Below are 21,391 nucleotides of genomic sequence, written 5' to 3' on the forward strand. Positions count from 1 at the left end.
TACTTATAGTACTTATCGGTGTGTCGTTACTCACTCCTTAAACATCCCATTCTTACACCGATAAAACGATCTACTATAGACTCTTACAGAGTCAGGAATAAAACGCACTACTATAAGAGTAATGGCTGAAAGAGTGATACTCACTCGGTTAGAGTGTTCACAGCCATAACAGATAAATGTGTTCCAGTAACGCTGTACCAGCTATACACCCAATCTAACTGGAAAGGGATAATCTAATAGGCTTTTAGAAGAACGTTTTTAATAATAAGAAGAAAGAACAATAATCTTAAGCCTATGTACTAACAAACCTAAACCATGCAAGATTTTAATAAAATACATATATGTGCAACCTACGGTTAGCTAAAAAGCTTGCACAGTGAATAGAAGAGACACGAGACCAAGAACATTGCATGTGTAATGATAAAGATATTACATATGTGATGGTTTGGTTATCGAGTGTTACCTTATCATTAAAAGAGTAAGGGACATGGGTTATCGTGTTCATTAATCATTTAATTATACGGTTACAGTTAGTAGGGTGTTCGGTGTGAGCGTAGCGAAAGAAGACCCTATATAGTAGATCGTTTTATAACATGAGTCTGAGGTTAGCATGAGAAGCGATAAGCTTAGAGTGATTAACTCAGTAAACGAATGTTAGAAGGAATCGATAGTCAGAGTGTCAGAAAGACAGTCGGGATGTCGATTTATTCTTATCTCTTATAGTAGATCGTTTTATTAAATGACAGAGAGACAGGCTACAACCTTATAGATAACCTTACAGACAGTCTTACAGATGGTTTATCTAATATGCAAGGATAGAGGCACGAGTCTCGTGTGATTTTGCAAGCTGTGAGCCGTTTAAATCAATAATCCACTGTGACCTACAGCCTATCTACATGAAGGGCTAAAACGCAGGAGAATTACAAGGGAAAGGAACCTTAATTTTAATTGTAAAGAATCTGGACTTTTGTATAAGAAAACTGCTATCATGAGAAGTATTGAATAGGGTAAAAATAAATACCTCAACCCTATTGCAATGTTTATGGAAAACATATATACTAGAGATATAGGGTAAGTAAAATTACTCTATAATACAGAAGAACATTATATGAGACTGGAAAGCCTAAAGGCATCCGGTCTTTTTTTTATCTAAAAAATCAGGAGGCAGTATTAACAAAAATAATATTAAAGTAGATAAAGCAGATAAACGAGTTCGTTTTCCAGATGTACAAGCAGTTGTAGAAGCATTAAAAGATGGAACTATTTGCAGGAATGCCGTGTATCTAAGGGGCAATCATTGCAAACAGTACACTGAAAAAAGAAAGCATATGTATAAACTGGCTCTTAAAATGTACGACATTTACATTCTAGAACAAGAATTAAAACTTTTATTACTAAAGGAAGACAAACAATAACAATAAATAGGAGGAAGATTGGCAAGAACTAAAGGAGCAGTGAGAAAAGCAACAGATAATAGATTCACCAAAGAGTATATTTCTTCCTTTTGGGAATATGAAGAATTACCAAATTGGATTGATGATTGTATTTGTGGTGCATTAGGGCAAGCAGGGAAGGATACACGATTATCTCCCATTAGATTTTTCAGGGCATTACAGACACTTGATGAAATTGATACACTAATTGTTGGAAGTTATCTTAATAAAAAGAAAGAGTTTTTTGGTGATAAGCCACTCAGCAAAAGGACTATTGAGTACTACACAAAAATACTAAGAACCGCATCAGATGCTATAGCACATCACAAACTGAATCCAAATAACAGTAAGTTTGGGGGAAGCCGTGGTTCTCGTCTTGAACAACAAGCTATTACACCACCAGAGATTGCTATGCAACAGTCAGTAAGTTCTTCTGTTAAAGCCTCTGATGATGAAATGCATAAGCTACATATTTTGAGTATTAAGTGGAGTGCTCCGGATTTATCAGAGGTATACACTAAAACTCATGGCTCCTTAACTTACTCTATGCAAGAGCCAGCTAAAGTAAACCCATTGATTGGAGTTGTCTTTACAGAAGAAGAGAAAGAGCATATACGCAACTTGGCATTAACAGGAAAAACAAAAGAAATAAAAGCTTACATTGATAAATTAAATCAAGAGTATTTACAAGAAAGTATAGCAGCGTAGATTATAACTATATTATCTCATAGGGGGTGTTATTAGTAGAACTGTAAGCATTGAACGCAAACAGAAATATATTGATTGTGTAAATAACCAAATAAAACAACCAAACTCCTTGTACTATGCACTGACCAGTTTAGAGATAAAGCACATAAAGAATAAAAGAAAGAAACCTTTAAAAATCACTCAAGACTCTGTGGATTATATTGAGGGTGGTTACTATCAACGAGATTTTGCCAATATACCTCATATGGGTTGGTTATATTTCAATAAGCGCGACCAGTACGAGTTAAACGAGCATCAGGCTGGTATGTGGGTTCCAGTTCACGAATAGAGGGATTACTAAATGAAGAAGAAATTAATTATAGAATTGGAAAGTTATCAATATCAACTACTACTAAAAGAATGTAATGCTCGTGGGTGGTCAATTGCAGGATATCTGATTTGGATAGCCCAACAGGAATCAAAGAGAATTGAACAGGGGGTTAATTGAAGATACTGACTTTGTTTTTCCTGCTTACTTTGACGGTTGTAGCTTTACCACTTGTTGCCCCAGCATTGATTATTCCACATCTACCAGCCGCAACGATGGTAATAACTGCAATAGCACTCCTATGATGTGATTCCTCGTGGGATTTTGCAAGCTGTGAGCTGTTTAAATAGAAAACCTAAGCTACCCTATGCCTTATGGTGTACTCATCTAAAACACCGTGTTCGCTCCGCGAATGCTAATAGTTATTAGCACTCACTTAGTGAGCATCGTGTTTATCACGTCAGAATGCGGTGTTAACAATAACAATAATAAAAATGCTCACTAATGTGAGTGCTAATAGTTATTAGCATTTGCAGAGCAAACAATAAAAGGAAACTACTTATGATGTACTTTTTGAAAAAACAGAAACAGAAGAAAGCAGTGAAGAAGACAAATAAGATTTTGAATGAACTTGAAAGTATCTATCTAGACCTGAATTATTTTGATAAGGACGATATCAATCTATTCTCGTTAATCGAATACACAAACGATAAATTAGACCAATTAGCTACCGTTATTTTAAGTAATGAACAATATCTCACTGAACATCATCAGGATTTAATAGAACGAGCTAACCGTGTTCAACATATCGCATTGAAGTGTGGTGAACAGGCTGTAAAAGAATTTGAAAAAGAGTTATTAGAATGTGGGGGTGTTCTTGCATAAGAAGAATATTAAAATAAATAAGAAATAGTCAAGGAAAATCACCACAATATATTGTAGTCTACACGAAAAAATGTTATAATAGATATATAGGGGAATGATTTAAAACTAAAGTTCACACCACGTACTTTATAGCCATAAGAATTCCTCTCCTTAAATTATTAAAAATTAATCAAAGTCGAAATAGCCATCGAACTTTAATTACATATCAATGTTTATCTGTAGACAAATCCTTGTGGCACCCGCACTGCTACAGATGCATTTCTTAAATTCTTTTCATAAAAGAGACTTTAATAAATGTACTCACGTGCATTTCCTCTGATAATCTGATTTCTTGTTTACTTCCTTGTTATTGTTTTTGTTTGTGCTCCTTGATAATGGCTCTATTGCATGGATTGCAGTAGGGCTTTTATTTCGGCTCTGCACTACAATAAACTGTAGTCAAGGAAATTCAGTAAGTTATAACTTATCATTTTGAACTATCAAAGTGAACTTAAACAAAGTTCCTGTAAACAACAACATTAAACAATATTGAGGTTAAATGAAACCCAAAACACTATTAAAAGATGTCACCTTTGATTTTGATAAAGATGAAAAAGCTCCCCTTGGGCCTCACTTGGCCTACACACTGGCAGAACAGGGTGGTGCAGCTTCGGGCCATAATAAGGCGCTCTTATTCAAGGCGCACGGCGCTGATATTACAGAGGAACTACTTAAAGCTCTGGAAATTGCAGGTATTACGCTTGAAGAAGTAGAAGTAAAAGAAGAAGAAAGTAATAACGATATTCGAAAATCTTTCGAAGACTCTTTATCTAAAAAATACAAACAACAATAAAAGGAAATAATAATATGTCACTACAACAATACGGTAAGACCGGAACAAGTCCCCTCTCGCAGAATGACATCCTCGCTTATGCAGCAGACCACATTTTCTGCCAAAAGCTTGTCAAAATGACGCTCCCAACTGTCACCTATGCAGGTTCAGTAATTGATGCTACCAGCGGTGCACTAGCAACCTCATCAAGTATAAAGGTCTACGTTCTCCTTGAGGATTATCCAGCAGGTGAAGTACAGACAATTCGCGCCGCAAATCCTTTCGGAGTGGTATTGCGCGAGGCTGTATTGCAGGCAGCAGATATCGCAGGTCTGACGAAAGCAAAAACATTACTTATTGCTGATGGCTTCCGTCTTCAGTAACAGACAGTCACAATAGATTCTAAAAATAAAATATAAAAATAAAAATGCTCACTAACGTGAGTGCTAACAGTTAACAGAACTTTTAGCATTTGCAGAGCAAACAATAATAACAATAATAAGGAAGATAAATAATATGGCTTTTAATCGTGCCCCAAATAACCCATCTAACGAGATTGTTTCCCTTGGTGATTTGTATACCAAAATTAAAGTACCAAATCGTCTATTTAACGCCCTCGACCTCTTTGGTGTTGAAACTCATGATACATTGAATGTTAGTCTAGACCGTTTATTAGACCGTGCAGAACAGGTATTTAATGAGAATGTACCTTTTTCAAGCAATTTTAACACGATCCAACGTAGTCAATTCTCAAACTATTTATACCAGCTCCCCTATTATGCTTCTATCGATGAATTAACTTCACGAGACCTTGAGCGCTTCCGTCGTGCTGGTACTGATAATGACCAATCGTTACAGCAAGCAAAACTGGAATTGGTAGAAAAACAGGTAATTCAATATTACAACACAAAAGATAAGATTCTGGCTGATTCAGTATTAAGAGGTGTGAGCCAATCACAATTCGCCGGACAAGGAGATTTGAACTATTTCACAGAGTTTGCTGGGACTACTCAGACTAATATTGAATTTGATTTCGCTGCATCTGCTTCTGTCCCCATGCAACTAGATAGTTTGATTCAGAAATCACAGATTGAATGCCAAGGTAAGAATGGTGACGTCGAGCAGCGCTTCATTATCTGTTCAGGTGAACTTGCAAACCAGCTCCGCTATCATCCGTCAATTACAGAGACTATGATTTACAATCTTAGCACACTTTCAGCTGATAATTTCCTGACTCAGTATAAAGAACTCTTGCCAGCATATCAGATGTGGGTATTCAAAAATATCGTGTTTATTGACGTGACTGGGCAAAACGCACAGTACGGTGTGGCCGATTCTGGCGGCTATATGATTACGAAATTTAACCGAAACTCTAAAGTCCACGTTCACCACGCAGGGCCAGCAATCAAGTCAACATCCATGATTGGTGAGCAAGGTGAGTTCTTGCAATATATGTTGCCTGTTAATGAATGGGGCTTCCCAACTGTTGTAAGTGAATTCAGCATGTTAGCTGTAAATAACCTGCCTCAGGCTACATTCAGCTTGTCTATTAAAGCTTAAGTTAGGTGTGAGGGTATTTATGCTTACCCTCTTTACATGCCTGCTTATTCTTATCTGGAGCGGGGTTTACATAAGTCCCGTTCTATTTTTGTTGCTATTTGAATTATATAGAGGAATAAAAAATGGTATTAACTTTAGAGGGTAGTAGCTCGCACCGAGTCATCCGACGCATATCTGGCAATGATGTACTTAATGTATTAAACATCAGACAGCTTTCAAAGTTATTCAACATTTCAGAGTCAACCGTTCATTGGAGAATGCGTGAGCAGAATATGACATTGGAAGCGGCTCTGACGACTCCAGTCCTGACCAAGTAATAAAGCCAGCCTTAAACCGCTGGCTATTTTTTTATCTAAATAGAGCGAACGGAAATAATAAAAACAAGAGGAAGATAAACATATGAGTGTAAATATTCAAGCAGCAGTCCTCACCAACATGGTGAAATGGAAATCAGACGTACAGAGCATGAAGAAGGTCAGGGACGACATGAAACGCATTAAAAAAGAGGCGGCTGGTGTTCTAGATAATGCCGTCTCTCCAAGAAGTGCAGCTAATAGTGTCAAGATGGCTAAGCAATCAGCAAAGGCACAAATCAAAGCTGTCCGGCAGGTGTACGGCAGCGCAGGCGTAAAGGGTGGCTTGGGTACTGGGATGCTGGGCAAACCGTCAAAAGACTGGCTACAGACAAGCTTATTGCAGACTAGAGCAATGGAACAGACAGGCAAAGCACAAACTCAGGCAACTAGAGAGGCAGCACAGGCTGAGAAAAAGAGATTGGTATATCGCAAAGCCCTGAAGGAAGCCACTGACAGAGATATCACAGCCACGATGAAGCTAAAAAATATGGCTTTAGATATTGGAAGAATGGATAAACTGAGCGCTGGGGAGAAGTTGAAAGCGGTACAAGCCGCCAAAGCTTTAAGCCAACAGTACCGAGAACAACGTTTAGACATGAAAGAGCTAAATTTTGAAGCTAAACGATTATTACAAACAACGAGGGCCATATCTCGTAGTGAAGCCCAAGCACGTCTATCAGCAGGTGCTAAGGGTGGTAGATTTGGGCTAGCCGCTGGTACTGGTATGGCTGGCATAGCTGCCATGGCAGGCGGTTTCGCCGCATATTCGGCAGCAGAAAGCAGTACAGGCCGTGCCATGCTTATCAAACAGATTCAGAAACAGAACGTTGAAAGCTTTGAGGCTCAATCACTTATCCGCTATGCATCGAAGAACAACATTACAAAAGACCCTATCGATCTGTTGAAAGATATCAATGAGAAGAAGGCAGAATTAACCGAGATGGGGAAAGTGAATCCTAAGACTGGTGAAATTCAAAATGGTGGGGAATTCTCTGATTTATACGAACGGTTACTGAAGAAAACCGGTATATCCATGGATGATATTAAAGCCATGAGTCCAACAGAATTTATGGTTCAGGTTGTCGAGTCAGGCAAGCAATTGAAGAAAACCAACGCAGAAATGACCTACTTCCTCGAAGGAGTTGATGATGCCTCATTATTCATGGATGCCTTTAAAGACCAAGGAAAACAATTGGTTAATACTTGGGAAGATATGGATCGAAAGGGACAGCTACTAACTTCTTCTGAGATTGAGCAGCTAGTAAAGCTTAGAGAGTTCGGGCAGGCCGTAGGGGCCGCAGGGCAAACACTAGGGGATAGGTTCAGCATAGCCTTATCAGAGGCCATCGGCGGTAGTGAGGGAGTAGGTAAGAGCCTGAAAGACCTCACCCCACTAATTGAAGCCCTTGGAACTGCCGTAGGCAAGTTGACTCTCTTGATTTCTTGGATTGTCTCTAAACTGCCCTTCTTGCGCTCGCAGGAAGAGATTAGAGCGGATAGCATAAAAAATCATCAAGAAAATCTAACTAAAGGTGGCATCCGTCAATGGATTGCAGAAGTTGGACGTGATGGGATGAAAGCCTACCAACCCTATGCTAACTCACTATCTCCACAGGCAATGATTCCTACAGCAAGCAGTCTACAGCCAACACCGTATCAAGCTAGTAGTCAATACCAAGCACCAGTAAACCATATAACTGTTAAACCTGCGGACGTGCATATTAGTACAGACGTAGGGCGTTTAGAGGGGGTTTTTTCTGTACTAGCGGATAACAAGATTGCAAGCTACAACGACCGTCAGATCAACGACCTCATGACTTCATATCCTGCGTACTGATTAAACAGAACGAACAGAGGGCGGGTTAATCCCCGCCTTTTATCTAACAAAGGTTGTCTTCTAATTTATAATTTACCATTTCAATATATCCCGCTAACTCCTTCATAATCGCACCTCTGCTATACGTCCTGAAAGCCTCTGTCTTTGCCTTTTGCTCTGCATGGCCTGTTATAGCTCCTATCCGTTGCTCCGGCACTCCTAGCCTATCTAATTCCGTGATGAACATCCCCCTTAAACTGTGGAAAACTTGCCTATCAGAAGCTAGAGGTAACACACTATTCCTGAGTCTTGTAAATTTCTGACTGTAATATGGGCCTGTTTTGCCATCTTTACGTTTGACCAGATTTGCATGGGTTAATAGATATTCGCCATTAGCCATAGAAAGATACTTATCCACTATGTCAATAAGTTTTGTATGGATAGGAACATATCTTACAGAGGATTTGGTCTTGCCCTTGGTGATGTTAAAGCAGGTGATACCCTCGATAGTAATGATTTCAGTTCTTTTTAAACTACAAATCTCGTCTAATCTCATTCCTGAATATAATCCGATAAGTATCACGTCCCTTATTTCTTCTTCTGCTTCCTGCAATAGACTATCAATCTGATGTGATTCAAATGGTTCATAGCTGATTACCGTTGCTTTTGCTTCCAGTGTGTACCCTATGAAAGGGCAATCTGAAGGTATGCAGTCATATACCTGTCTTGCATAAGTATAAATGGCTGATAAGGAAGATAAATAGTTCTGTATTGTTTGTGGTGACTTGTCTTTCTTTTGTTCTCTGATAAATGCAGCAACTTGAGTCCGCTTTATGCTGTCCATTGGCACGTCAATAATGTTCGATGAGTCCAAATATAAGTTAACTGCTAAAAGTGTTTTAGATAACGTTGATAGCTTTCTTTTATCTTTATACTCAGATAGATACTCATCTCTTATCTGTGAGAGTGTGGGACAGATTACAGGTGTGATGTACTTACTATTATCACTGTGATTATTACTAATATTGTTAATACACAATCTACTATTATTCTGTTTTTCAGATTCTTTATTTATCAGGGCATGTAATGCAGTAATGCCCCTTTGTATCTTGATTTGATGAGTATCGGGTTTAAGCTGGTTCTTAATTTTATTAAATTCAATAATCATATGGTCACGAAAGTTCTGTGCTCGCTGTAGCTCTCGTTCTCCAGATGAACGCCTAAAAACCCTCTTCCCCTCAGTAAGGTGTCTCATATACTTTGGCACAAATACCTGAAAAACATAGATTCCATCATTTCTCTGGAAAAGGTACATATTGTTCTTGATCGACATCATATTAATCCTCTAAGATGCCGCAATCAGGTACTTCATTTAGTTACACTGGTGAGATAGAGTGAACGAGAGCTACAGCGAGCTCTATACGAGGGTTCGATTCCCTTCACCCGCTCCAATCTAACGTCTTGCAGTATCTCCCGAAGTACATCAAACCCAGTAAATTCGCACTTCTCAGGCTAATCTAGTTATTCCTATATACATGTTCGTCTATTTAAATCTACTTATAGCGGGGGGTATATATGGGGGTATCAAATTGTACCACCCAAAAGTTACCCGCAGTTTCAACTCGCCATTGGTTCGCCCGGTTGTTTCATACCAGCTATCGTCAATGCACGTTGCAGACATAAACCATAACATGCACCAAACGCCGCCGGGAGCCTCCCTGGCACGTTTTTAATTCCGGGTAATGAAAAGTCATGGTGTGGAGTTAAGGCTATCTCTGAGTTACCTGCAAATTATCAACCAGTTGCTGTCTGAACGCTTTACCAAATGGCCGGACATATCCAAGTTTAGGATCAATTTCAGCGCCAAACGACTCATACCGGTAAAACTCCCCTTCCATAGGTTTACCGCGCCAGTCAAAGTGCACATAGCCATCTGGTTGAGTCTGGTAACCAGTTTGTCGTGCAGAGATAAGGACGTCGTCGCAGTTTTTGAACGCTATACCTGAGAGGAGGTACCAAACCCAGAAGAACCACTTCCCGCGCCCCACTTTCCCGGCAGCTTCCCTCATAGCTTGAGGCTGTTTTCCTTTGCCCATTTTCTTAACCTGCCGCAGGCGTTGGAGTAGGGGGAAGATGTATTGAAAGAAATCATTCTTCCCATGGTCCATTTGCCATACCAAGCTTTTCCATACAGGTCATCGTCAGATCGCTTATTGATCAATTCAACGATTTCGCTTTTAGCGTTCTGTAGTTGGCTGCTTAGCGAGCGTAAATCCAAATAGCTATAGTCGCGATAAAACCGTTGGGCGAGAAGACCCAGTTGGTTCCATTTATAACCCGTTTCCGGGAAATCAACAGGCTTTCCCTTTTCATCAAGCGTTATCCATTTGATAACTAAATTGTTCCAGCCAAGTAAGTAGGAGACAAGATTGCAAACGCTCATTACAGTGTCTTTCGCATGTCCTTCCATTGATTCATCTGATGCTGATTCGGGCGGAATTGATGCGAGATAACCTGACAATTTATTAAAGTTTTTGTCTATTGCTAATAGGAGTTCTAATTTGGTTTGTGGCACACCCATGAGAATTCCCTCCCTAGTTGTTGGGATATTCAGCGAGTTTGGCAACGGAGAGGGGCCTACGCGAGCACTTTCTGGAAAAGATGTGAGAGAAAACGCATTATTAATCTGATTCGATTGTATTTTTTCTTTTTAACTTATTGTTTTATTTTATAAACCTCTTCTCGGAATATGAAATTACGCTCGATACCGTGAGCACGTTAACGCAGATATCGCCATACTGAAAGGAGCGATTCTTTATGCTCCTCACTTCAAAACCAGCCAAAACACTAGGAACGATAAAACACCCGATACGTTCAGTTCTGTTGGTAATAGCCTGTGACGAATCAGATCGCTTAAAGATCACATTCACTCGCTATTTACGGCTAGAAGGTGATTGTTTTTACGCTGAATAACCTACAAAAGAAGGAAGTGTGATTCTCTCTGATCTGTTTGTTTGCCGGCCGTTAAAAAGTAGTGAAACCAAAGTAATTAACTGTATTCTGTTCTTATGCCAAATATCTATCGGTATTCCCTATGTTGATAGCCTACTTAGATGCGTTAAATATTTTGAGCACGCCTGTTTGGGTCGTTTTACCCAAAAATCAGGAAATACTTTTTGCTAACAAGGAAGCCCGAACAATTGCAGGTGATAGCCCACTCCAGTTACTGCGCAATGGCCGGTTTTCAGCACATGCACAGCAGCATTTGGATGCATACCTGCCGGCTTTGGCAGAAGAAGATCAAATCGTTGAAATCTGGACTATTCAAACAGCAGGCAATAGCTTTCCCCTGAGTTGTCGGCTCTCTTTGACACAATTGGAACCGCACGGAGACGTTATTGTTTTCGAAGGGCTTTATATTGCAGGTGCGGAGGTTACTCGCCCCAATGTCGGTCGATTGTGCTCTAAACCCTACTGTCGCGACGAACGGGGTTTTTATGAGCAATTTTTCGACACCAACACCGCCCCGATGTTATTGATTGATCCATCGGACGATGGCCAAATTGTGGATGCTAATCAAGCAGCAACCCGTTTCTATGGTTATTCCCGGGATGAGATGTGTATGAAACATACTTGGGAAATTAATACCATGGGTAAGGATGTTTTGCCCGTAATGCGTGAAGTGGCCAAGCTACCTGGTGGGCACAAGCCTCTCAACTTCATCCATAAATTAGCCGATGGAAATACCCGCCACGTGCAAACTTACGCCGGCCCCGTTGAGTTGGATGGTATGCGGTTAATGCTTTGTATCATTCATGACATTACTGAACAAAAACGCCTTGAACAGGCATTAGAAGATGCGGCCTTACGGGATCCACTGACTGGCTTGGGGAATCGGCGGCAATTCTTTAATCTTGTTGAACATGCTAATGCGCAAAGCCAACGTTATGCACAAGGCTTCAGCTTGATGTTGGTTGATGCAGACCATTTCAAGCAAGTAAATGATTTGCACGGGCATCATAAGGGTGATGAAGTCTTGATATTACTGGCAAGAACCCTGGAATCTCGCATTCGTGAAAGTGACATGATTTTCCGCTGGGGAGGCGAAGAGTTTGCCATTCTGCTTCCTTCAACCAATTTAGCGGGCGCATTACAAGTGGCGGAGTCTATTCGTGAGGCTGTTCAGTTAGTCTGTCAACCCAATATGCCGCGACTCACTGTAAGCATTGGTGTAGCACAACATCAGGCTGGCGAAGATACTGATAGCTTATTCAAACGCATGGATGAGGCTCTTTACCGTGCAAAAGCGGCAGGGCGAAATAGGGTGCTGGCGGCATAGGCCGATAAGTGGGGGATTAGCTGACCTCTCTTTACCGATAACTAGCCGCTATACGAACACCATAGCCTGGTCGTAGCATTTATCTATTCCAGCGGCAAATGATCGAGTGGTTTTACCTCGCGCAGGACGAAGGTGGTTTGCATCTCTTTAATGCCCGATAATCGGCGGATAACTGACATGGCGAAAGTGGAGAAACTATCGAGGTCTTCCGCGACCACTTGCAGCAGGAAGTCAGCATCTCCAGCGACAGCATAGCAAGCGATAACCGGCGTTAACTCCCCTACCTGCATTTCAAATAGCTTGGCTTCTTCTTCACTGTGGCTGTCAATTTTCACCCGAATAAATGCCAAGATTCCCAAACCAATTTTTCGTCGATCGATATTGGCTTGATAACCGGTAATAATTCCGCTCTCTTCTAATTGCTTTACCCGCCGCCAGCAGGGGGAGGTTGCCATCCCGACTTTATCGGCCAGCTCCTGGTTCGTCATACGGCCAGCATGCTGTAACTGTTTCAGTATTTTAATATCTGCCGGTGTTATGAGTGATGATGGCATTTTCTACCTGATTGTTATTTTATTTGGGAATGTATTACCAATATTAGCTGAATTTAGGTGATAAAAGAAAGCACTTATCTACCAGCGAGGGATATGATTATGAGCATATATTATCGGTAAAAGGACAGTGGCTATGGCAGAGCAAATGCGGATCGCGATTATGGTTAACCCTGAACTCCCTGTTGGTTTAATTGCCAATACCACCAGCGCGGTAGGGATTGGTTTAGCAGCAAAATTTCCGCAACTGGCGGGGACAATGTTGTCCGATTCAGGGGGGAAAGAAATTGATGTTAGCTCAAAATTACCGGTACCTATTTTACAGGCAAATGCTTCGCAGATGAGAGAGGTGTTGTTGAAAGCATTGGCGGCGACCAATGAACGGGCAATTGTGCCTTTCCCGGCATTTGCGCGTGCAATGCACAGCTTTCAGGATTATGCAGATGCGTTCCCGCAACACTCTCTCTGTGATGAACAGCTCGATGGTTTGGGATTGGTCGGGCCAGAAAAATGGATTCGATCATTGACTGGCGCGTTAAAACTGCTGCGCTAGTCAGGTCGGTTATCAATGGAAAAAAAACGGGTTCTGGCATGGAACCCGTTTCTTTATTGGCTATCAGTGGGTTAAGTTAACTGGCTTAATTGCAATACGTTACCGGCGACACCATTGATATACAACTTGCGATATTCATTTGCGGGCAGGCTAACGGATAATTCACGCCACGCCGGTTGATAGCTGCCGGTGCGCGCAAAGGTGATATCAATACGGTGATTATCGGTAGTCACCTGCCAACTCAGCCACAATGCATGGCCCTGCTGCCAGCGGTGGCTTTCGCCATCATCTTCAAACAGCATTCCACTCGATCGCCCCGCGCCCTTGGTGGGGTAGAGTGCCAACTCGCGTTGTGAGTCCAACTTGGCATTAACAAAGGCGATGCGGCGTGACAGCGGCAGCGCTGCGCCGGCTCGTACCAATAGTGGCAAACGCTCCAGTGGCGCATCAAGGATGATCTTTTGCCCGCCGCCATACCATTGGCCGGTGTGGAAACAATACCAGCCGCCATTATTATCAGGCTGGCTATTATCAGGTAAGTACACTTCCCGCAGGCGTTGTCCGGCTTCTACCACACTGGCAACTAACAAGTCGCGACCCAGCATAAAGTCGTCATTTTCTGTAAACGTGCCACTATCGTGCTCATGATCGAGGAAAGTAGGGCGCAACATAGGCTCATCATCATGGGTGGCCTGCCACTGTAAGGTGTAAAAATAGGGCAGTAACCGATAACGCAGCGCCATAGCATCACGAATCATCGGCGTGGCAGCAGGGTACATCCAGGGCTCGTTTACCGTGTGGTCGTCATTCCATGAGTGAATAGTAAATCGTGGATGCATCACGCCATTTTGTACCCAGCGAATAAATAGCTCGGCTTCGGGTTTGTCACCCGAAAAACCACCGACGTCGTGGCCGAGGTTGTATAACCCTGACAGGCTCATCCCCAGCCCCATGCGGATGTTATAGCGCAGCGTTTGCCAACTGGTACGGTTGTCACCACTCCAGGTCTGGGCGTAGCGTTGCATACCGGCACAACCAGAGCGTGATATTAAATACGGGCGTATATCTGGTGCAAATGCTTGTTGAGCCTCCATTGAGGCACGCATCATCAGCAAAGGCATTACCGGTCTGATATGTTTGATAGCGATAGATTCACCGAATCCATTGCAGCGCGCTTCACCATCCCACACTTCATATTCATTATTATCATTCCAGGTAGAACCGATCCCCATCTCCAGCAGTTGTTTGGTCACATTCTCCTGCCACCAATCCACGGTTGCCGGATTGGTAAAATCAAGGTGGGAGCCTTCATCATCCCAGAATGAAGAGCGCTCTGGCAACCCGCTTTCGCCATCACGAATAAATAATCCGCGTTCGGCAACGTGCTGATATTGTGGGTGATCTTGTAATAGACACGGTTTAATATTGGCGGCTAACTTAATGCCCGCTTGCAGGAAAGCCTGACTCATCACCTTGGGCTGCGGCACTTTGTCGTAATTCCAGTTAAAAACATAACGCTTGTTGTTGATTGAGGTATAGCCCGATGAGAGCTGGAAAGAGTCGCAAGGAATATCATGCTGCTGACAGAGTGTAATGAATTTTTGCAATTGCACCTGTGCATCGGGAGCATCGGTGTAGTGCATGGTTGAACCGCTGTACCCAAGGCTCCATTTGGGGCCAAATTTGGTTTTGCCGGTCAGGCGGACAAATGCCTTGGTGACATCCAACACTTTCGGGCCGAGGAACATATAGTAATCGAGATCGCCAGCTTCAGCCTGATAGCGGCGATAGGCCAGATGGTAGTTATCAATCTCATTCCCTAAATCTAACCAGCAACTGCTTAAATTGTCATAAAAAAGACCAAAGCTGACATCATCACGGCGAGTGATGGTAAACGGGATATGCTTGTAGAGTGGGTCAGTACTGGCGGCGTTGTAACCCATAGCATCTAAATTGCGCATTTCAAAGCGGCGACCCGCACGGTTAAGATCACCGGCCTTTTCACCTAATCCGTAATATTGCTCATTGGGATATCGCCGCTGATAGTGAGCAATAGCTTCTCCATGGGGGCTGAGTAAATAAGCGCTGGTGGGCCGATCCGCCGCCAGTGGCTGCCACTCGCCGTGCTGATTTTTATATTCCCATGCCAGATATAGCGGTTGATAAATGGTCACTCGCAAACATTCAGTGGTGACTATCAACTGTTGTTCATGGTGTTCCAATTGATAACCTGGGATGGAGAAACCGTCCAGGCTAAGTCGGTCACGGCCAGACCATGGCACATCGCCTTGTGGGGCAATGCTCCAGGTGCGGTTTAAGGCCAGTTCACCATTCTTTTTAATCAGCACACGGCAGAGGTTTTGCTCTAATATATACAGACAAAATATATGATGATCATCGACCAGTAATTCCAAATGGTCGGGATATTGATTTATTAACTGCCAGTTTTTTAATGTTTTCATCACAGCTCATCTTTTTTCTGGCAACAGTACGGGTGCACCGTTGCCGGGTTAATAGCATCAGGCAACCGGTTGTGTTTTATTGCGGCGCTCAGCAAACAGGGCAACCAGGAACACAGCACCAATCAAATCGAAGAAACCCATAGCAATAAACAGCGGGTTAAAGCCAATGGTGTCGGATACGGCCCCAATCAATAAAGTAAACAGGAAGCTGGCAATCCAGGCGGAAGAGCCGCGCAGACCATTGACGGTGGCCACTTGGTTTTTATCAAAAGAATCAACTACTAACGCACTGAGCATGCAAGAGATAACCTGATGACCGAAGCCACCAATAGAGATTAAAGCAATAGCCAGATAAGGGTCTTTGGTGATGGCAACAAAGGCCAGTGAAACCATCATAAAGGCACCGGTTACGGAGCTGGCAACCACTGAGTTGATACGACTGCAACCGAACCATTTTTGGTAGAGTTTGGTTAAATAGCCACTGGCAACACTGCCGATATCTGCCGCCAGGAAGGGGAGCCAGGCGAACATGGCAATCTGTTTCAGGTCCATGCCCCGCTCGGTTGCCAAATAAAGTGGAACCCAGAAGCTAAATACTGCCCATGCTGGCTCGGCTAAAAATGCCGGGATAGCGATACCGTAAAATTTCTTATTCTTACTCAGAATAGCCAATGATTTAAGGAAAGGCAGTCGAGGGAGTACCGGTTCATTGTCTTGGTGAATCAGTTCAAACTCTTCCTTACTCAGGTTTGGATGGGTGTCAGGTGAATGATAAAAACGCCACCACAGCACAACCCAAACCATAGCCAAAGCACCGGAGAATAAGAATGCACCTTGCCAGCCGAAAGCCACATGAGCCAATACGATAATTGGTGGGGCTAACATCGCACCAATAGAGAACCCCACCCCCGCCCAGCCAGCAGCAATGGGGCGTTCCTTTTTCGGGAACCAGTCAGAAATCGCTTTGGCGTTTGCCGGTGTTGCCGCCGCTTCAGCACTACCCATAAAGAAGCGCAGCACCGCCAATTGAAACCAGGTACCAGCCCCTGCGTGCATCATGCATACCACCGCCCAGACACTGGCGCAGATCAGGAACCCCATTTTCAAGCCGATGACATCAATCAGCCAACCGCAGAGTGGCTGGAAGACGGTGTAAGCCAACTGAAAAGACGCCACAATCCACGAGTATTGTTCAGTGGTCATATTCAGGCTGGTTTTTAACTCAGGGGCCAGAATACCTAGAGAGTTACGGGTAATATAGTTAACGGTGACCCCGAGTAGAAATAGTGCCAGCATCCACCAGCGTAATGATTTTATTTTTCGCCGCTCGACAACTTTAGCGGATTGATTAATCTCAACACTCATCCCAGCCTCCTGATGTTAGTCGGCAGTAAATTAACCGGACCAACTTATTGTTTTGGTATGATCTATTCTCGGTTATTAAGATTACGCTGAGTTTTAATGTGACTCCGTTCACATTAAACTCGATTTAAAAAACTCAACTTATTGATAATATTTGTTTTTTGTATGTTTAATCAAAGTTAACCGGACTGATAAGTTTTTAAAATTGGTTTACCAAAACAAGGTAGCTAGCTTAAATTGGCTTTAATACGCATTTTTTTGAAAGGATTTTCATAAGCTGGGCAATATTTCAGCATTTATATTGAATAACGGCCTGAATAAGCTATTCACCGGCTATGAGAATTTTTTCATTTGCTAATTTGAGAGAGATCACAAAATGAATGGAAAGCTAAAAATACAAGAAATTGCTAATCAGACTGGCCTTTCAATTAGCACGGTATCGAGAGTATTAGCCGGTAAAGCCAATACCAGTGCGAAAGCAAAACAGCAGGTAATGGCGTATGCGCAGTCGCAGGGGATATTGCAGAATTTGTCCAGCGGGCGGTTGATGCTAAATAATATTATGGTATTTGCTCCTCATCGCGCCTTTGATGTACGTACCGATATTTTTTACTACAAAGTTATTCAGGGGATTATTGAGGCGGTCAGCCAACATGAAGTCATGATTCGCTACTGTGGATTATCCGAAACTCACTGTGATATTGGGTTATTTTTGGAAAAAATAACCCATCCTCAAACCGAAGCAGCAATCATTATTGGTATCGACGATCCACGCATTCATACATTAGCAGCTGGGGTGCATAAGCCGTCGGTGTTAATTAATTGCCGTGACCAAGAAATGTCATTGGATAGTGTGTCGCCAGACCACCAACTGATTGGTGAGTTTTCTGCCAACTACTTGATACAGCAAGGGCATCGGCGCATTCTGACCCTGCAATGTTTACGCCGCAACACAATGGAACTGCGCTTGGTGGGAATAAAAGAGGCTTTCGCCGATAACAATATGCGCTTTGATGATGGGCAGCATCTGATTACCACTCATGGCTTTGGCGCGGAAGAGGCTGAGCAAGCGTTAACCGCTTTTATCATAGGTTGTGAAGATAAGAGCCAACTGCCGACAGCCATTTTAGCCGGGGGGGACTATATGGCGGTTGGTGCGGTTAATGCATTGAATAAACTGAACATGAACGTGCCTGATAACGTATCCGTTATGAGTATGGATGGTTTTAATCTGGCAGAGATTCATGATGTTCCACTGACGGCGGTGCATGTTCCCCGAGATGAGTTGGGGGCTGAAGCTATACAGTTATTGCAACGACGCTTATTACGCCCAGATGCGCCCTTCAGTAATACCTTATTGCAGGGCAAATTAGTGGCTCGTGCTTCGGTCAAGCAGGTCAATCAGAAAAGAGTGATGTCTACGGCAAATAAGCCATTGGATCAGTTATATGATTTGTAATTCTTAGTATGGAAAATCATCAATGTCTATCTCATAAAATAGCAATTACCGCTATAGTTTACAGTTAGCTTTGCACTGTTTACGGCGGGCAAAGAGAGAAATATGCATAAATGAGTTTTATATAAGTCAGATGGGGATATCTTATATCTTACCCGTCATCTTTCAGAATGCAGGTGGGTTGGCTGTTCCCGTTACTTGGCCCATTCATGGGCTTGCCTCTGGGCCGCTGCAAGCAGCGTTCAAATCTGCTCCCGACAGATTTGTCCCCCTAATCACTGAGTTGTCGTGAGTGAGCATGATCGGGATTAGTGAGCCTGATTAAGGCTCACCTGACGGGGCGAGTATCAACGTTGTTCAAATCGGTTCACCACCGATTTGTCTTTTTCTTGCCGCCTTCCTGCACCTTGAAATCTATTGGGTATAGCACATTGAATTTAAGGATATTACCGCATGGAATTTAAAGACTATTATGCCGTGATGGGAGTAGAACCAACCGCTTCCCTGAAAGATATTAAAACGGCCTATCGCAAGTTAGCGCGTAAATACCACCCGGATGTCAGCTCTGAACCCGATGCTGAAAGTAAGTTCAAAGAGGTCGCTGAGGCCTATGAGGTATTAAAAGATACTGAACGGCGCGCCGAATACGACGAGTTAAGGCTACACCGTAATGACCCGCGTTTTACACAGCAACAGGCTGCCTATAATTCAGGTAATCAACAATGGCACAGCAGTGCGGGTGCCGGTTCCCAAGATTTCTCAGACTTTTTTGAATCTTTCTTTGCCAACCGTGGTGCTTCCGCTCATCACACCTCTCAGCGATCACCTCGCGGTGTACGCGGCCAGGATCTTGAGATGGAGTTACCCATCTTTTTAGAAGAGACTTTAGCGGAACAGACGCGTTCTATTTCTTATAAAATACCGACAGTTGATGCTTCGGGGTATCCGGGAGCGGAGACCGCCAAAACGCTAAAAGTGAAAATTCCTGCGGGTGTGGGAGATGGCGAGCGTATTCGTCTTAAAGGGCAGGGTGCACCGGGTTTTGCCGGGGGAGCCAATGGCGATTTATTCCTGGTTATTCGTATTGCGCCGCATCCATTGTTTGATGTTGATGGTCAGAATTTGCAAATAGTGGTGCCGTTAGCCCCATGGGAAGCAGCATTAGGTGCCAATGTCGAGATGCCAACACTGACGGGCAAAATAACGTTAACGGTCCCGGCAGGTAGCCAAAGTGGTCAGAAATTGCGTATCAAAGGCAAGGGGCTAGTCAGCAAAAAAGGCACCGGCGATCTGTACGCGATCCTCAAGGTAGTGATGCCGCCAAAACCGGACGAGAAAATGCGAGCGCTCTGGCAACAACTGTCAGATCAGGCATCGTTTAATCCTCGCACCGGGTGGGAGTAACAGATTATGGCTGAAATAGAAATCACCTATACCGTGACTGAATTATGTCAGTCAACAGGAATAATGCAGGATGAACTGGTCGAGGTGGTCGGGTTGGGTGTGATTGTGCCACTTGAGCCTGCTGACAGCGTCTGGATTTTTGACGCTGATGCACTGAGTTGCCTTCAACGCGCCCAGCGGCTACAAAATGAGTTGGATCTGGACTGGTCTGGTGTAGCAATGACCCTAACATTGCTGGAAAGGGTTGAGCAGCTAAAGAAAGAAAATGACCAACTGCGCAGGCAGCTCGATCGTTTCTTGCAGATATCTTAATGCGATAGCACGGGTTGTGCCCATTTCGGCCAACCCGTATTTTGCTCTTTCTATCTCAGATATTATCCGATGGATAGCACCGAGCGGATATCGCTGTTTTTATTGATATCCCAGACTGCCGTGACATCATCCAGTGAATGAAGCTGGGTCTCAATAGCGAGCTTTTGTTGTGCCGCCAGAACGAAAATATCTGAAACAATTTGTTTTAATTCAGGGATCGCTGGGAAATTACCTGTACCACTACCCAGTATGTGCAAATTTGCGCTGCGTAACACCGCGGCGGGGAGTTGTAGTGTTGGAGATGCCATGGAACCAACATTGACTAAACGTATGCCTTGATCAGAGCCACCAGCATGAGAGGCAAGGTCATGATGGGTCAGTGCGGCGAAGAGAGCCTCGGTAGCAGGCCCCCAGATATAATCCACAATCACGTTATACCCAGCGGGACCCGCCGCTTGAGTAAATGCCTGCGTCAATTCCGCACCCTGCAATGTCAGGTCTACTGTGGCATCGGCCCCCAGTGTTGCCAATACATCCTGACGCCTCCCGGCGGCGATGACTCTGCCCGCCCCTAAATGACGTGCTGCTGCGATGGCCAGTTTGCCTGAGGTGCCCGTCGCACCAAGGATAAGCACGGATTCACCCGGTTGGATCTTGGCCCGCCAGGAAAGCGGTAACCAGGCAGCCAATGCCGGGTTAATCAAGGCTGCCGCAGTCGCATTGTCAACTTCTGGCGGAACCGGAACATACCAGGATGCTACTGTGCGTTCGGCCATGGCACCAAAAGGTTGGCGAAATGAAGCAAAATAAACACGTGAACCATCAGGTAAATGCCCGATACCATCAGTACCAGGAACGATAGGTAATGTTTTCGGGCTGGAATAATGGGTGCCTTTAACGATACCGCGATCAAGTTGTTTGATACCAGCAACCGCAACATTTATCACCGTTTCACCGTGCAGCGGTGTTGGCTCCACAAACTGCCCCACAACCGGCGCTTCACCCAATGCCTCTACTATTGCAGCCTTCATCGTGTCACCTCACATTAGTGTGCTATTTAGCAATAGTCACCAATC

The 21,391-nt window shown here is 43.5% G+C and carries 19 protein-coding genes; 12 read left to right on the forward strand and 7 right to left on the reverse strand.

All coding sequences use genetic code 11. The features are described from left to right. The first annotated feature begins 1,433 nt into the window (after positions 1 to 1,433). From V2A84_RS23155 to V2A84_RS23185, 7 genes are all read left to right on the forward strand, one after another. On the forward strand, positions 1,434 to 2,141 hold the full coding sequence (locus V2A84_RS23155) for a hypothetical protein (RefSeq protein WP_420074033.1): 708 nt from the start codon (positions 1,434 to 1,436) through the stop codon (positions 2,139 to 2,141). 340 nt (positions 2,142 to 2,481) lie between these two features. Continuing rightward, entirely contained in the window at positions 2,482 to 2,628 is a 147-nt protein-coding gene (locus V2A84_RS23160) for a hypothetical protein (RefSeq protein WP_420074032.1), read from the forward strand. Between the two features lie 381 nt (positions 2,629 to 3,009). Beyond that, positions 3,010 to 3,333, forward strand: coding sequence for a hypothetical protein (locus V2A84_RS23165; protein WP_420072471.1), 324 nt, complete (start codon positions 3,010 to 3,012; stop codon positions 3,331 to 3,333). A gap of 538 nt (positions 3,334 to 3,871) precedes the next feature. Then, entirely contained in the window at positions 3,872 to 4,165 is a 294-nt protein-coding gene (locus V2A84_RS23170) for a hypothetical protein (RefSeq protein ID WP_442849090.1), read from the forward strand. A gap of 14 nt (positions 4,166 to 4,179) precedes the next feature. Next, entirely contained in the window at positions 4,180 to 4,527 is a 348-nt protein-coding gene (locus V2A84_RS23175) for a hypothetical protein (protein ID WP_442849091.1), read from the forward strand. A gap of 133 nt (positions 4,528 to 4,660) precedes the next feature. After that, positions 4,661 to 5,704, forward strand: a complete 1,044-nt coding sequence (locus tag V2A84_RS23180; protein ID WP_442849092.1) for a major capsid protein — start codon at positions 4,661 to 4,663, stop codon at positions 5,702 to 5,704. A 399-nt stretch (positions 5,705 to 6,103) separates the two neighbouring features. Then, on the forward strand, positions 6,104 to 7,897 hold the full coding sequence (locus V2A84_RS23185) for a hypothetical protein (protein ID WP_442849093.1): 1,794 nt from the start codon (positions 6,104 to 6,106) through the stop codon (positions 7,895 to 7,897). A gap of 43 nt (positions 7,898 to 7,940) precedes the next feature. Here the strand turns inward: V2A84_RS23185 and V2A84_RS23190 are convergent, their stop codons facing one another. From V2A84_RS23190 to V2A84_RS23200, 3 genes are all read right to left on the reverse strand, one after another. Further along, the gene (locus V2A84_RS23190; RefSeq protein ID WP_442849148.1) at positions 7,941 to 9,209 is read right to left on the reverse strand and encodes a tyrosine-type recombinase/integrase; all 1,269 of its coding nucleotides are present in this window, start codon (positions 9,207 to 9,209) and stop codon (positions 7,941 to 7,943) included. A gap of 436 nt (positions 9,210 to 9,645) precedes the next feature. After that, entirely contained in the window at positions 9,646 to 9,972 is a 327-nt protein-coding gene (locus V2A84_RS23195) for a hypothetical protein (protein ID WP_442849094.1), read from the reverse strand. After that, positions 9,942 to 10,457, reverse strand: coding sequence for a ClbS/DfsB family four-helix bundle protein (locus V2A84_RS23200; RefSeq protein WP_083162775.1), 516 nt, complete (start codon positions 10,455 to 10,457; stop codon positions 9,942 to 9,944). Before V2A84_RS23200 ends, V2A84_RS23195 begins: the two co-directional genes overlap by 31 nt. Positions 10,458 to 10,970: 513 nt before the next feature. On the opposite strand from V2A84_RS23200, the gene V2A84_RS23205 reads away from it, so the two are divergent. After that, on the forward strand, positions 10,971 to 12,215 hold the full coding sequence (locus V2A84_RS23205) for a sensor domain-containing diguanylate cyclase (RefSeq protein WP_083162777.1): 1,245 nt from the start codon (positions 10,971 to 10,973) through the stop codon (positions 12,213 to 12,215). 83 nt (positions 12,216 to 12,298) lie between these two features. On the opposite strand, the gene V2A84_RS23210 is transcribed toward V2A84_RS23205, so the two are convergent. Next, positions 12,299 to 12,769, reverse strand: coding sequence for an Lrp/AsnC family transcriptional regulator (locus V2A84_RS23210; RefSeq protein WP_083162779.1), 471 nt, complete (start codon positions 12,767 to 12,769; stop codon positions 12,299 to 12,301). A 127-nt stretch (positions 12,770 to 12,896) separates the two neighbouring features. Between V2A84_RS23210 and V2A84_RS23215 the strand changes: the two genes are divergently transcribed. After that, positions 12,897 to 13,319: a DUF2000 domain-containing protein gene (locus V2A84_RS23215; protein WP_193784786.1), complete on the forward strand. Its 423-nt coding sequence runs from the start codon at positions 12,897 to 12,899 to the stop codon at positions 13,317 to 13,319. Between the two features lie 71 nt (positions 13,320 to 13,390). Here the strand turns inward: V2A84_RS23215 and V2A84_RS23220 are convergent, their stop codons facing one another. Then, complete coding sequence (locus tag V2A84_RS23220) at positions 13,391 to 15,781, reverse strand: glycoside hydrolase family 31 protein (protein WP_083162783.1); 2,391 nt, start codon at positions 15,779 to 15,781, stop codon at positions 13,391 to 13,393. 57 nt (positions 15,782 to 15,838) lie between these two features. Continuing rightward, positions 15,839 to 17,146: an MFS transporter gene (locus tag V2A84_RS23225; RefSeq protein ID WP_083162785.1), complete on the reverse strand. Its 1,308-nt coding sequence runs from the start codon at positions 17,144 to 17,146 to the stop codon at positions 15,839 to 15,841. A 373-nt stretch (positions 17,147 to 17,519) separates the two neighbouring features. Here V2A84_RS23225 and V2A84_RS23230 point away from each other — a divergent pair, with 373 nt between their 5' ends. The 3 genes from V2A84_RS23230 (at position 17,520) to cbpM (ending at position 20,315) form a co-directional block, all read left to right on the forward strand. Further along, a complete protein-coding gene (locus V2A84_RS23230; RefSeq protein WP_442849095.1) occupies positions 17,520 to 18,602 on the forward strand; it encodes a LacI family DNA-binding transcriptional regulator in 1,083 nt (360 codons plus the stop codon). A 450-nt stretch (positions 18,603 to 19,052) separates the two neighbouring features. Then, positions 19,053 to 20,003: a curved DNA-binding protein gene (cbpA, locus tag V2A84_RS23235; protein ID WP_083162787.1), complete on the forward strand. Its 951-nt coding sequence runs from the start codon at positions 19,053 to 19,055 to the stop codon at positions 20,001 to 20,003. Positions 20,004 to 20,009: 6 nt separating this feature from the next. Further along, a complete protein-coding gene (gene cbpM / locus V2A84_RS23240; protein WP_083162789.1) occupies positions 20,010 to 20,315 on the forward strand; it encodes a chaperone modulator CbpM in 306 nt (101 codons plus the stop codon). Between the two features lie 62 nt (positions 20,316 to 20,377). Here the strand turns inward: cbpM and V2A84_RS23245 are convergent, their stop codons facing one another. Next, a complete protein-coding gene (locus V2A84_RS23245) occupies positions 20,378 to 21,346 on the reverse strand; it encodes a quinone oxidoreductase family protein (protein WP_442849096.1) in 969 nt (322 codons plus the stop codon). Positions 21,347 to 21,391: the final 45 nt, after the last annotated feature.

The sequence above is a fragment of the Yersinia sp. 2553 StPb PI genome (genome assembly GCF_052217105.1).
Lineage (GTDB): Bacteria > Pseudomonadota > Gammaproteobacteria > Enterobacterales > Enterobacteriaceae > Yersinia > Yersinia enterocolitica_E.